The sequence below is a fragment of the Sphingomonas panacis genome (genome assembly GCF_001717955.1).
GTDB lineage: Bacteria > Pseudomonadota > Alphaproteobacteria > Sphingomonadales > Sphingomonadaceae > Sphingomonas > Sphingomonas panacis.
In genome coordinates, this window is record NZ_CP014168.1 from 2,546,290 (window position 1) to 2,558,228 (window position 11,939).

At 67.8% G+C, this 11,939-nt stretch carries 11 protein-coding genes and 1 pseudogene; 1 reads left to right on the forward strand and 11 read right to left on the reverse strand.

Features of this window, described 5'->3' with window-relative positions; all coding sequences use genetic code 11:
- Positions 1–8: 8 nt before the first annotated feature.
- The 4 genes from J0A91_RS11585 to wecB form a co-directional block, all read right to left on the reverse strand.
- Positions 9–767 (reverse strand): metallophosphoesterase, encoded by a 759-nt coding sequence (locus J0A91_RS11585; RefSeq protein WP_069205042.1) that lies wholly within the window; start codon positions 765–767, stop codon positions 9–11.
- A gap of 47 nt (positions 768–814) precedes the next feature.
- A complete protein-coding gene (locus J0A91_RS11590) occupies positions 815–2,233 on the reverse strand; it encodes an exopolysaccharide biosynthesis polyprenyl glycosylphosphotransferase (RefSeq protein WP_083224649.1) in 1,419 nt (472 codons plus the stop codon).
- A 525-nt stretch (positions 2,234–2,758) separates the two neighbouring features.
- Positions 2,759–4,063 carry a UDP-N-acetyl-D-mannosamine dehydrogenase gene (gene wecC / locus J0A91_RS11595; protein ID WP_069205044.1) on the reverse strand — a complete coding sequence of 435 codons (1,305 nt, stop codon included), beginning with the start codon at positions 4,061–4,063 and terminating at the stop codon, positions 2,759–2,761.
- Entirely contained in the window at positions 4,047–5,186 is a 1,140-nt protein-coding gene (gene wecB, locus J0A91_RS11600; RefSeq protein WP_069205045.1) for a non-hydrolyzing UDP-N-acetylglucosamine 2-epimerase, read from the reverse strand. Before wecB ends, wecC begins: the two co-directional genes overlap by 17 nt.
- Before the next feature lie 134 nt (positions 5,187–5,320).
- Here wecB and J0A91_RS11605 point away from each other — a divergent pair, with 134 nt between their 5' ends.
- The gene (locus J0A91_RS11605; protein ID WP_069205046.1) at positions 5,321–5,506 is read left to right on the forward strand and encodes a hypothetical protein; all 186 of its coding nucleotides are present in this window, start codon (positions 5,321–5,323) and stop codon (positions 5,504–5,506) included.
- On the opposite strand, the gene J0A91_RS11610 is transcribed toward J0A91_RS11605, so the two are convergent.
- The 7 genes and pseudogenes from J0A91_RS11610 to J0A91_RS11640 all read right to left on the reverse strand — a co-directional run bounded on the left by J0A91_RS11610 (position 5,479) and on the right by J0A91_RS11640 (position 11,926).
- Positions 5,479–6,264, reverse strand: a complete 786-nt coding sequence (locus tag J0A91_RS11610; RefSeq protein ID WP_069205047.1) for a HesA/MoeB/ThiF family protein — start codon at positions 6,262–6,264, stop codon at positions 5,479–5,481. The genes J0A91_RS11605 and J0A91_RS11610 overlap by 28 nt on opposite strands.
- Positions 6,261–6,644, reverse strand: a complete 384-nt coding sequence (locus J0A91_RS11615; protein ID WP_069205048.1) for a hypothetical protein — start codon at positions 6,642–6,644, stop codon at positions 6,261–6,263. Before J0A91_RS11615 ends, J0A91_RS11610 begins: the two co-directional genes overlap by 4 nt.
- The gene (gene dut, locus J0A91_RS11620) at positions 6,644–7,093 is read right to left on the reverse strand and encodes a dUTP diphosphatase (protein WP_069207252.1); all 450 of its coding nucleotides are present in this window, start codon (positions 7,091–7,093) and stop codon (positions 6,644–6,646) included. Before dut ends, J0A91_RS11615 begins: the two co-directional genes overlap by 1 nt.
- A 46-nt stretch (positions 7,094–7,139) precedes the next feature.
- Positions 7,140–8,406, reverse strand: a pseudogene (locus J0A91_RS11625) (bifunctional phosphopantothenoylcysteine decarboxylase/phosphopantothenate synthase).
- Positions 8,403–9,506 (reverse strand): glycosyltransferase family protein, encoded by a 1,104-nt coding sequence (locus J0A91_RS11630; protein WP_069205049.1) that lies wholly within the window; start codon positions 9,504–9,506, stop codon positions 8,403–8,405. Before J0A91_RS11630 ends, J0A91_RS11625 begins: the two are co-directional and overlap by 4 nt.
- A 4-nt stretch (positions 9,507–9,510) precedes the next feature.
- The gene (gene ubiB / locus J0A91_RS11635; protein WP_069205050.1) at positions 9,511–11,064 is read right to left on the reverse strand and encodes a 2-polyprenylphenol 6-hydroxylase; all 1,554 of its coding nucleotides are present in this window, start codon (positions 11,062–11,064) and stop codon (positions 9,511–9,513) included.
- A gap of 130 nt (positions 11,065–11,194) precedes the next feature.
- Positions 11,195–11,926, reverse strand: a complete 732-nt coding sequence (locus tag J0A91_RS11640; RefSeq protein ID WP_069205051.1) for a class I SAM-dependent methyltransferase — start codon at positions 11,924–11,926, stop codon at positions 11,195–11,197.
- Between the last annotated feature and the right edge of the window lie 13 nt (positions 11,927–11,939).

The window sequence follows — 11,939 nt, forward strand, 5'->3', positions numbered from 1 at the left end:
CGTTCGGGTCAGCCGACGCTGAGGAACCAGCGCTGCATGCTCTCCAGCCCGATCGCGGTGAGCTTGCCGCCATAGGCCGCGCCGGTATCGATGCCGATCCGGTTTGGCTGGACATCCACCTCGCCCGTCGGCGTGTGGCCGTGGATGATGAACTTGCCGAAGGCACCGCGATGATCGAGGAACGGCTGGCGAATCCAGCGCAGATCGGCGGGTTGCTGCGCGTCGAGCGGCACGCCGGGGCGCACCCCGGCATGGACGCAGAGATAGCCGCCGATCTCGATCCGGTCGCCAAGCCCGGCGAGGAAATCGACATGATCGGCGGGCACGCGCGCGCGCATGATGTCGATGAGTTCGGCGTCGCTGCCGGCGCCATAGATTTCATCGACGATGCCGTAACTGGCGAGCGTCGTATCGCCGCCGATCCGCAGGAACATGCCCAGCGCCTCGACATCGCCGTCGAGCGCGAGGAGAAACACTTCCTCATGGTTGCCGGTGATGCAGGACACGCGATCGTCCGAGGCGACGAGATCGCGCACCCGCTCGACCACCTCGCGCGAGGCGGGGCCGCGATCGATCAGGTCGCCGAGGAAGACCAGCCGCAGCGCGGCGGGCGCGCGGCGGGCGTGATCGGCGAAGACATCGTCGAGCAAGGCGTCGAGCAGGTCGGCGCGGCCATGCACATCGCCGATCGCATAGGCCCGAACGCCCGGCGGGATCATCGGCGGCGGTGGCGGCGGGACGCGTTTCTTGAAGGGTAAGCGGAACATCGTTTAGCCGATACTACGCGCTTCAGTCGCCGCGCGCCATCGCGGGATCAGAAGGCGTTCCGGTGCAGCAGCACGCGGAAGGTCATCGCGATGATGAGCAGGTCGCGCCAGATCGACCAGGTATCGAGATATTCGAGATCGGCCTGGAGCCGGTTGCGCAGATCCGATTCGTAGACGGTCGCGCCGCGATAGCCGCGCACCTGCGCGAGCCCGGTCAGGCCCGGCTTGGCGGCATGGCGATGCCAGTAGCGCGTATCGACTTCCCAGAACAATTTGTCGGCGGCGCGCGAGCCGAGCGCGTGCGGGCGCGGGCCGACGATGCTCATGTCGCCCTTGAGCACGTTGATGAGCTGAGGCAGCTCGTCCATGCTGGTGCGGCGGATGAACTTGCCCACGCGCGTGACGCGATCATCGTCGCGCGAGGCGGAGCGCGCGCCCGCGAGATCGGATTCGAGCACGCGCATGCTGCGGAACTTGAGCATCTTGAACATCTGGTTGCCGCGGCCGATGCGAGTCTGCTTGAAGAACACCGGGCCGGCGCTGTCGAGCTTCACCAGCACCGCGATGACCGCGAGGATCGGCAGCAGCGCGAGCAACGCGCCGAGCGCGAGGCTGAAATCGAACGCGCGCTTCATGAACCGATCGAACAGGCCGAGCGGACCGTTGGCGATGACGATGGTCGGTTCGCTGCCGTGGCTGCCCATGCCGAGCGGCGCCAGATCGCGCAGTTCGGGCGCGACGATCTCGCTCTGGATGTTCGCGCCTTTGAGCGCATGCGCCCACGCCGTGCGGCGCTCGGGGCTGCACGCGACGACGACGCGATCGGCGCTTTCGAGCGACTTGGCGAGCCGGTCGTACATCACCGGATCATGCTGTTCGGGATCGAAGAATGCCTCGGGCGAGATCACCACCGAGAATTTGCCCGGCGGCACGCGCTGATCGCCTTCGCAGATCAGGATCACGCTGAACGGGTTGCCGCCGATGATCGCGGCCATGTGCTTCACGAACAGGTAGCGCGCCGCGATCAACGACCCGAGCGAGAAGATCGCGCCCAGCGTCACCAGCATGCGCGGGAACCCTTCGGACGCGCGCACGAAGAACGCGACGAAGATCACCGCACTGATCGCGATGACGAGCGCCTGGGCGCCCTTGGCGACAGCGCGGAACGGGTCCTGAAGGTTGGCCGAGGCATAGGCATGCGCGTTGAGCGCGATGACCAGATACATCGGCAGCAGCACCGCGAGCAGCACGAGCCAGTTCTTGTCGCTGCCGAACCGGGCGCGCAGCAGCGCCGCGGCCATGAACGATGCTATGATGCACAGCAGATCGAGCAACATCAGGCCGGTGAAAGCGCGGCTGCGCAGCGCGGAGGCGCGCGGGCGCCACGCGGGTGTGCTGACCGAGGTCATCGAATCACGAGACCCAGGCTCTTGCGCCCAGCCGGATCGTCCGAGTTCCAGGTTCATGTTGGCTTCCCGCGCAGTGATTCAATCGTTGCGTGCCCATAAAAGTAAAGGAATTCACCCGTTCTATAAAGCGTATTTTTGCAGTGCAGCATAAAATCGCGCTGCGGCGAACCCAATCCTGCGCGTTCGTGCCGCAAGGAATGGCATAGTCCCTTGAAAGTAAAGCGATGAATTGGCGAACTGCGTACAGGATGCGTTAGGGATATCCGCGATCGGGAGCGTCCCGCATCCCATTCTGGATCGCGATGCGCCCGTCCGCGACGACGCCCGAACATCGACCGCCGGCCGACGTGTGTCGCGTGATGCATGGTCGCCGATGCACTCGGCTGCGTTCCCCAACGCACTCTCCACCGCGCTCCCCTTTTCTCCGCAACGGCCAGTATCGGTCTCTGGTCGCATGCGATCGGAAACGAGCGCGCAATGGCACATTGCCGCACGCTTGCGCAATGACCATCATCCGCGGTGGCGGCGTTCGGTTTTCCGTCGCATTTCCGCCGGGTCGGCTCGCGGCACGCGAGCGTGCGGTCAGCTGGCGAGGCGGAGCGGTTCCGGCTCGCCCCATGCCTTGGGCGCGGGCTGATCGGGCCAGATGCCGCGCGTGTCATAGACCTGCTTGCCGATGCGCTCATCGAGCGGGACCGATTTGAACATGTCGTGATCGACCAGCACGATCATGATGCCGCATTGCTCGATCGCGGAGTCGATGTCGATCAGGCCAGCGCCCGTGCCCGCGAAGGCGGCGGGCAGGGCGTTGGTATAGGGTTCGACCACGGCGATGCGGCTGCCGAAGCGGCGTGCCAGTTCGGTCGCGACCTTGAGCGCGGGGCTTTCGCGGAAATCGTCGATGTTCGCCTTGAACGCGAGGCCCAGGCAGGCGACGCGCACGCCCGGCCGCGCCTCGATCAGCGCGGCGGCGCGCGCCACGACATACTCGATCTTGGCGTCGTTTACCTCGCGCGCGGTGCGGATCAGCGGCGAGTTTGCGGGATCGGCATGGACGAGGAACCACGGATCGACCGCGATGCAATGCCCGCCGACACCGGGGCCGGGCGACAGGATGTTGACGCGCGGATGGCGGTTGGCGAGGCGGATCACCTCCCACACATCGACCTCCATCGTATCGGCGAGCCGGCTCAGTTCGTTGGCGAAGGCGATGTTCACATCGCGGAAGGCGTTTTCGGTGAGCTTGGTCATTTCCGCGGCGCGGCTCGTCGTCGTCACGCAGGCACCGCGCACGAAGCGGCGGTAGAAGGTCAGTGCCTTGCGCGCGCACCGTGGGGTGATGCCGCCGATCACGCGGTCGTTGTCGATCAGCTCGACGAGGATGCGGCCGGGCAGCACGCGCTCCGGGCAATAGGCGATGGCGATGTCGGAGCCTTCTCCGGTCTTGCCGGGCACCTTGAGATCGGGGCGGAGCTGCGCGAGCAGATCGCGCACCTTCTCGGTGGTGCCGACCGGCGAGGTCGATTCGAGGATGACGACGTCGCCCACCTTGAGCACCGCCGCGATCGTGGTGGCGGCGCGCAGCACATAGCCGATGTTGGGGGCATGATCGTCCGCGAACGGCGTCGGCACGGCGATGACGAACACGTCGGCCGGCTCGATCTCGGTCGCGGCGCGCAGCGTGCCGCGCGCGACGACGCCCGAGACGAGGCCGTCGAGATCGACCTCCTCGATATGCACCTTGCCCGAATTGACCGTCTCGACGACGTGCGCGCTGACATCGATGCCGAGCACCTTGGCGCCGGTGCGCGCGATCACCGCGGCGGTGGGTAGCCCGATATATCCCAGACCGACGACGACGACCTTGAGTTCAGCATTGGAAACCATCAGCGACGATCCTTGCAATCCGCTCGGATGCATGACCGTCGCCGAACGGGTTGTGGGCGCGGGCCATGACCGAATAGGCCTGCTTGTCGTCGAGGAGAGTTGATATTTCGGAAACGATTCGGTCGGAATCGGTCCCGATCAGCTTCGCGGTGCCCGCGATCACGCCTTCGGGGCGCTCCGTCGTCTCGCGCATGACGAGAACGGGCTTGGCGAGCGCGGGCGCTTCCTCCTGCACGCCGCCCGAATCGGTCAGCGCGATCTCGCACATGCCCAAAGCGCGGATGAAGTGCGGGTAATCGAGCGGTTCGATTCGCGCGACATTGGCGCGGTCGCCCAGCAGCGCGTCCATCACCGAGACGACGTTGGGGTTGGGGTGGACCGGGAACAGCACCGCCGTATCGGGCCGGTCGGCGATTCGGCCGATCGCGCGGGCGATGCTTTCCATGCCGCCGCCGAAATTCTCGCGGCGGTGCGTGGTGACGAGGATCAGCCGCTTGCCCGCGAACCGCGCGGCGATCTCGTCGAGACCGGCGGCGAGCGACGGATCGGCATCGAGCTTGGCGCGAGTCGCGTGGAGCGCGTCGATCACGGTGTTGCCGGTGACGTGGATCGTGGCGGGCGCGATGTTCTCGCGGCGCAGCGCATCGGCGGCGGTTTCGGTCGGCGCGAAATGCTGATCGGCGATCGGCGCGACGATGCGGCGGTTTACTTCCTCGGGCCAGGGCTGGTATATATGGCCCGAGCGTAGGCCCGCCTCGACATGGCTGACGGGCACTTTCCTGTAATAGCCGGCGAGCGCGCCGACCATGGCGGTTGCGGTATCGCCCTGTACGATGACACGGTCGGGCTTCTCGGCGTCCATCACGCCGCCCAGCCCGGTCAGGAGCCGCGCGGTGAGCCGGTCGAGCGACTGGCCCGGCTCCATCAGGTCGAGGTCGATGTCCGGGGTGAGACCGGCGATCTCGAGAACCTGATCGAGCAGGCCGCGATGCTGGGCGGTGACGCAGGTCCGCACGACGAGGCCGGGCATGTTTTTGAGCGCGGCAACGACGGGGAACAGCTTGATCGCCTCGGGCCGTGTGCCGAAGATGACGAGGACGGTGCGCGGCGTGGAGGTCTGCATGGCGAAGCCTTTGCCGATCGAGCGTTAAGGACGGGCTAACCGCTCCTTCGTGACGAAGAATTCATGACCAAGCCGCCGCGGTCGGGAGTATGCGACCGCCATCCGTTTTTGGAACTCCGCCGGAGCCTGACCGCATGAATATCGTGCAGCGCATTTCCTGCATCTTCGGGAAACATCACCGCGACCGCCACTCTGTCTGGCATGATGGCACCTCGTTTCGAGGCGTCTGCAAGGGATGTCGCGTGCAGATGGTGCGCGATTTCCACGGCTGGCATGTGCTGGGGAAGGAAGATCAGACGGCGGCGAAGCCGGGGGTCTGATCCGTGCGGCCGCCACAGCTCCGGCAGCCGGGGTCTTTGGGCAGGGCGATGGTGCGGAAGCGGAAGGCGAGCGCATCGACCAGCAGTAATTTACCGGCGCTGTCGTCACCGAAGCCGGTGATCGCGCGCAGCACTTCCAGCGCGGCGAGGCTGCCCATCACCCCCGCCATCGCGCCGAGCACGCCGGCTTCGGCGCAGCTCGTGTCGGGCCGGTCGGGATCGTCGCCGACGAAGCAGCGGTAGCAGGGCTTGTCCGCTTCCCAGCCACGGAACACCGCGAGTTGCCCCTCGAACTGCGCGACCGCCGCCGAGACGAGCGGCACGCGTGCCGCCAGCGCAGCATCGGCCACCGCGAGTCGCGCGGCGAAACTGTCGGTGCCGTCGAGCACGACGTCGGCACCGGCGATCAGACCGGCGGCATTGCCGGCGTCGAGCCGCACCGCGCGCCCGGTCACGCGCACCGCCGGGTTGAGCCGCGCCACCGCCGCCGCCGCCGCCGCCACCTTGGCCGCGCCGACATCGTCGCCGCCGAAGATCGTCTGGCGCTGGAGATTGGAGAGATCGACGCGGTCGTCATCGATCAGGATCAGCTCGCCGACGCCCGCCGCCGCGAGATACTGGATGGCGGGCGATCCGATGCCGCCGGCGCCGATCACCGCCACGCGTGCGGCGCGCAGTTTCCTCTGCCCCGCGCCGCCGACCTCGCGCAGAACGATGTGGCGGGCGTAGCGGTCTAGCTCAGCGTCGGTCAGCGTCATCCCTGCCAGTCATAGACCAGAGTGGCGCGATACCACATCGCCGTCGGGCCATCGCTGAGATTGGCGCGTGCGAAGCTGGTGACGAGCCCGGCGCTATATTGCTCGACCGTCGGGCAATCGATCGCGCGCGGTACCGCGCGGCGCAGGATTCCGTCCTGATCGACCAGCGCGGCGACATCGACCTTGACGACATAATGGCCGTCGGATGGCCTCTGCATCGCGCAGCGGCCGGCGGCGACCTCTCCGGCGACGAACTTGACGAGCGGCGCGGTGATGGTCGGCGCATCGACATAGGGGATCGGCGCGAGCCTCGACCAGTCGGTCGGCAAGGGCGGGAGCGCGTCGGTGGTCGCCTGAAACAGCAAGAGGAAGGCGAGCATCACCGCCCGGTCGATCCGAACCCGCCGCTGCCCCGAGTCGTTTCGTCGAGATCATCGACTTCGCCGAGCGTCGCGCGCTGGACGGGGGCGGGGACGAGTTGCGCGATCCGGTCGCCGCGCGCGATCTCGAATGGTTCGTCGCCGAGATTGGCGAGAATGACCTTCACTTCGCCGCGATAATCGCTGTCGATCGTGCCCGGCGTGTTGAGGCAGGTGACGCCGTATTTGAGCGCGAGGCCAGAGCGTGGCCGGACCTGCACCTCGAACCCATAGGGAATCGCGATCGCGAAGCCGGTCGCGACCGCCGCGCGCGCGCCGGGCGCGAGCGTCAGCGCCTCCGCGGCGACAACGTCCATGCCGGCGGCACCCTCCGTCGCATAGGCGGGCAGGGGCAGGCCCTTGCCGTGATCGAGACGCTTGATGCTGATGGTGATGGGCGGTGGACTCATGGCGCGCATCTTAACGGTTGTGAGGGATTTGTCTAAGGCCGCGCGCTCATGCGCCCCCGGCGAGCGCCGCGAGGATTCGTTCGGAGAGCGCGTCGGCGACCGCCTGCTTGGACATGCGCGGCCAGCTTTCCACCCCCGATGCGGTGACGATGTGGACGGCATTGTCGGCGCCGCCCATCACGTCGCCCGACACGTCGTTGGCGACGATCCAGTCGACCGCCTTGCGCTCGCGCTTGGCCGTGGCGTGTTCGATGACGCGCTCGGTCTCGGCGGCGAAGCCGATCAGCAGGCGCGGGCGCTCGGGGCTTTGCGCGAGGCCGGCGAGGATGTCGGGGTTCTCGACGAGCTGGAGGATGGGCGTGCCGGCGCCCTTCTTGATCTTCTGCGCGGTGCTTTCGACACGCCAGTCGGCGACGGCGGCGACCAGCACGGCGGCGTCGGCGGGGAGCGCCGCCTTGACGGCGGCGGCCATGTCGCGCGCGGTTTCGACGTCGATGCGGTCGACGTTGGGCGGCGTTGGCAGTGTCACCGGGCCGGCGATGAGCGTGACTCGCGCGCCGCGCTCGGCAAGCGCGCCGGCGATCGCGAAGCCCTGTTTGCCCGACGAGCGGTTGGCGATGTAGCGGACCGGATCGATCGGTTCGTGAGTTGGGCCGGCGGTGATGAGGATGTGGACCATTATCGTCGCCCCGGCGCAGGCCGGGGCCGCTGCGTAGCTTGGCGGGCCGATTGCCCCACACCCAGCGGCCCCGGCCTGCGCCGGGGCGACGAGTTTCGCTTCGTCACGCGAGCGCGGCCTGTATCGCCGCCAGAATCGCGTCCGGTTCCGGCAACCGCCCGGCGCCGAATTCGCCGCAGGCCATCGGGCCTTCGTCGGGTTCCAGCACGGTCAGCCCGTCGCCGCGCAGCGTCGCGACGTTGCGGCGAGTCGCGGGGTGGCCCCACATCCGCACGTTCATCGCCGGTGCGACCAGCACCGGCTTGTCGGTGGCGAGCAGCACCGTCGTCGCGAGATCATCGGCGATGCCGGCGACCATCTTCGCCATCAGATCGGCGGTGGCGGGGGCGACGACGATCAGGTCGGCCTCGCGGCTGAGCTGGATGTGGCCCATCTCGGCCTCGTCCTTGAGATCCCACAGCGAGGTGAACACCGGATTCTCGGACAACGCCGCCAGCGTCATCGGCGTGACGAAGTGCTGCGCGGCGGCGGTGGGTACGCAGCGCACCGCGATGCCCGCCTTGCGGCACAGCCGGATCAGTTCACACGCCTTGTAGGCGGCGATGCCGCCGCCGATGATGAGCAGGATCTTCACCGCACCACCCGGGTTACCGTGATCCGCCGGCGCGCTGCGGCGACACGCACCAGATCGCGCAGGCCATCGGGCACGAAGGCGAGGCCGACGAGGAGCGTGGGGGCGATCATCAGCCCCCAATAGAAGGTGTCGACGCGCGCGAACAGCGCGATCAGCACCGCGTAAGCGACCAAGGTCACCGTCACGCGCAACCCGAGATCGTTCTCCCACGCCGCCCAGCCCGCCAGCGCGAGCGCGACCAATGGCGCCGCCACCACCAGCGGAAACAGCGTCAGCACGGTCGATACCGCGATCGCCCCGGCGAAGAAGCCGAAGCCGAGCATTCCGGCCCAGCCCGGCGAAGCCGGATCGGTGGCATGTACGACCTGCCCGACGGCATGCGCGTGCAGCGCGACCACCACCGCAAACACACCGAGCGTCGCGCCCCAGCCGATGGCTTCGCGCCGCTGGCCCTGCACCAGCGCGAGCGCCGCCATGATCGCGACGTACAACGCCGCCGTCTCGCGGATCAGCATCGCCATCATCCCGAACGCCACCGCCTCGACCCAGCGACCCGGTTTGCGCAGCGCGAGCGACAAGGCGATCAGCAGCCCGGCCCAGATTTCATGGAACGCGGCGAGATCGCTCTGCACGAAGCCGAGCATCCCGCCGGCGAGCAGCATCAGCGCGGCCACCAGCGGCAGCCGCCGCGCGAAGGCATCGCGCAGCCGAAAGCCCCACGCCACGAACACGCCGAGCGCCAGCACGTCGAGCAACGCCACGATCGCATCATGCGGCAGTGCCGCCTCGATCACCGCCAGAGTCGGCAAGCGGAAGGTGACGAAGGGCTTGAGCGGAAAATCGCCAGCGCGAAGCGACCGTGCCGCGACGCTGTAATAATCGCCGCCGGCGCGAACCCCCTCGACGATCGTCTGGTAGAGATTGAGATCGGTCTGCGCCGGATCGGCCGGCGCATCCACGGACGCTGGCACCGCCAGCGCGAACAGGCTCGCCGCGATCAGCAGCGCCAGCCCGGCGAGCACCAGCCGCGCCTGCGCCCGGCTCAGCCGCGCGAAGCGGCTGGGGGCGGCAAGCCAGAGCGGGGCGAGCGGGCGCGACACCGTGTCAGTGCAGCGCCAGCCAGGCGGCGGCGAAGCTGGCGCTCGCGCTCACCACCGCGACCAGCACGTAGCGTAGCGCGACGTGCCGGCCCGAGCCGAGCACAGCGATCGGCTTCATCGGCGGTTCGGGCGGGGCGCCGCCGGGGGTGGGGAAGTGCCGTTCGATGTTGCGCACGAGTTCGGGGATCCGCGCGAGCGTGCGCAGATCGGTGATGAGCCGGTCCGCGACCGCCGCCTCGGGGCCGAGTTCGGTGCGAATCCATTCGCGCACGAACGGCGCTGCGGTGTCCCACAGGTTGATATCGGGATCGAGGCTGGTCGCGACGCCCTCGACCATCACCATCGTCTTTTGCAACAGCAGCAGATGCGGCTGCGTGCGCATGTCGAAATCGCGGGTGATGTTGAACAGGCTGTCGAGCATCATACCGATCGACATGTCCTTCACCGCGAGGCCGCGCATCGGCTCGCCGACCGCGCGCAAGGCCGTCGCGAACTCGGCGACATTATGGTGCGCGGGTACGTAGCCCGCCTCGAAATGAATCTCGGCGACGCGTTTGTAGTTGCCGGTGATGAGCCCGTAGAGGATTTCGGCGAGCCAGACGCGCGCGCGCCGGTCGATCCGGCCCATGATGCCGAAGTCGATCGCCGCGATCCGCCCTTGCCCGTTGGCGCCCGGCAGCGCGAACAGATTGCCCTGGTGCATGTCGGCGTGGAAGAAGCCCTCCGCGATCGCCTGGCGCAAGAAGGCGTGGACGAGCGTGTTGGCGAGCTTGGGCAGATCATAGCCGGCCTCGACCAGCGCGGCGCGGTTCGACAGTTTGATGCCGTCGATCCATTCGAGCGTCAGCACCTTGCCGGTGGTGCGCTGCCAGTCGATCTTGGGAACGACGAAATCGGGTTCGGCCGTCATCGCATCGGCGAGTTCGGACGCCGAGGCGCCTTCGCGGCGGAAATCGAGTTCGCGCGCGGTCCAGCGTTTGAAGGTGGCGATGACGAGGCGCGGGCGCAGCCGGGCGAGTTCGCCGCCCATCGCTTCTATTTGTGCGGCGGCCCATTCATAGGTGTCGATCGCGCGGGCGAAATCGTCCTCGACGCCGGGGCGCAGCACTTTCACCGCGACGTGACGTCCGTCGGTGGTGACGGCGCGGTGGACTTGCGCGATCGAGGCGGCGCCGACCGGCACCGGATCGATCGAGGCGAACAAGGTGGCCGGATCGCGCTGGAACGCCTTCGCCATCGCGGCGTGGATCGTCTCATACGGGAGCGGCGGCAGCGCGTCCTGCAAGCGCAGCAGATCATGCGCGGCGGCGTCACCGACGATGTCGGGCCGGGTCGCGAGCGTCTGGCCGAGCTTGACCGCGGCCGGGCCGATCGCGTGGAAGGCATCGGCATAGCGCGGCGTCGCCGGCACGCGCGCGCCGAGCCGTGCGATCCGCACCAGCCGGCGTACCGGGGTGGGGGTATTGGGATCGCGCTCGATCCCCTGCAACGCGCCGTGCCGGGCGAGGATGCGGCCCCATTTGAGGAGCCGCCAGAGGTGGACGGTGGGGGCGGTCACGACTTTGATCCCCTCCCTGAAAGGGAGGGGCTGGGGGTGGGTTGGCTTGAGGCGGTCGTACCGTTTCCACGCGGGCCGACCCACCCCCGACCCCTCCCTTCGAGGGAGGGGAGACAGCGATGTACCACGCTCAAATCTTCCAGCCGCTGTGGATTGCAACCAGCCCGCCGAGCATCGGCTCGACGTTCGTGTTCACGAAGCCCGCGTCGCGGATCATCGCCTCGAAGGTCGGCATGTCGGGGAAGCGGCGGATCGATTCGATCAGATAGCGGTAGCTGTCGGCATCGCCCGCCAGCAGCTTGCCGAGTTGCGGCACCATCTTGTGCGAATAGGCGTCATACGCCTCGGCGAAACCCGGCCACACCGTCGTCGAGAATTCGAGGCAGAAGAAGCGACCGCCACGCCGCAGCACGCGGTGCGCCTCGCGCAGCGCCTTGGGGATATCGGTCACGTTGCGGATGCCGAACGCGATCGTATAGGCGTCGAAGAAGCGGTCGGGGAATTGCAGCGTCTCGGCGTTGGCTTCGGTCCAGACCAGGCCGTCTATCCCACGCTTGGCGGCGCGTTCCATGCCGACCGCGAGCATCTCGGGATTGATGTCCGCGACCGTGACCGACGCGCCCGACGTTTCCAGCCGGAACGCGATGTCGCCGGTGCCGCCCGCCATGTCGAGGATCTGCTCGCCCTCGCGCGGCTTCACGCGGCGCACGAAGCGATCCTTCCAGAGCCGGTGCATGCCGCCCGACATGGCATCGTTCATCAGATCATATTTCGCGGCGACGTTCGAGAAGACGCCGCCGACGCGGGCGGTCTTCTCGGCGGCGGGGATGTCTTCATAGCCAAAGGATACGGTATCGGTCATCGCGCCGCTCTAG

What these genes read in the sequence shown, in the direction of transcription:
- J0A91_RS11585 (WP_069205042.1), bottom strand. Translation starts at nt 767, where the DNA reads ATGTTCCGCTTACCCTTCAAGAAACGCGTCCCGCCGCCACCGCCGCCG.
- J0A91_RS11590 (WP_083224649.1), bottom strand. Translation starts at nt 2,233, where the DNA reads ATGAACCTGGAACTCGGACGATCCGGCTGGGCGCAAGAGCCTGGGTCT.
- wecC (WP_069205044.1), bottom strand. Translation starts at nt 4,063, where the DNA reads ATGGTTTCCAATGCTGAACTCAAGGTCGTCGTCGTCGGTCTGGGATAT.
- wecB (WP_069205045.1), bottom strand. Translation starts at nt 5,186, where the DNA reads ATGCAGACCTCCACGCCGCGCACCGTCCTCGTCATCTTCGGCACACGG.
- J0A91_RS11605 (WP_069205046.1), top strand. Translation starts at nt 5,321, where the DNA reads ATGAATATCGTGCAGCGCATTTCCTGCATCTTCGGGAAACATCACCGC.
- J0A91_RS11610 (WP_069205047.1), bottom strand. Translation starts at nt 6,264, where the DNA reads ATGACGCTGACCGACGCTGAGCTAGACCGCTACGCCCGCCACATCGTT.
- J0A91_RS11615 (WP_069205048.1), bottom strand. Translation starts at nt 6,644, where the DNA reads ATGCTCGCCTTCCTCTTGCTGTTTCAGGCGACCACCGACGCGCTCCCG.
- dut (WP_069207252.1), bottom strand. Translation starts at nt 7,093, where the DNA reads ATGAGTCCACCGCCCATCACCATCAGCATCAAGCGTCTCGATCACGGC.
- J0A91_RS11640 (WP_069205051.1), bottom strand. Translation starts at nt 11,926, where the DNA reads ATGACCGATACCGTATCCTTTGGCTATGAAGACATCCCCGCCGCCGAG.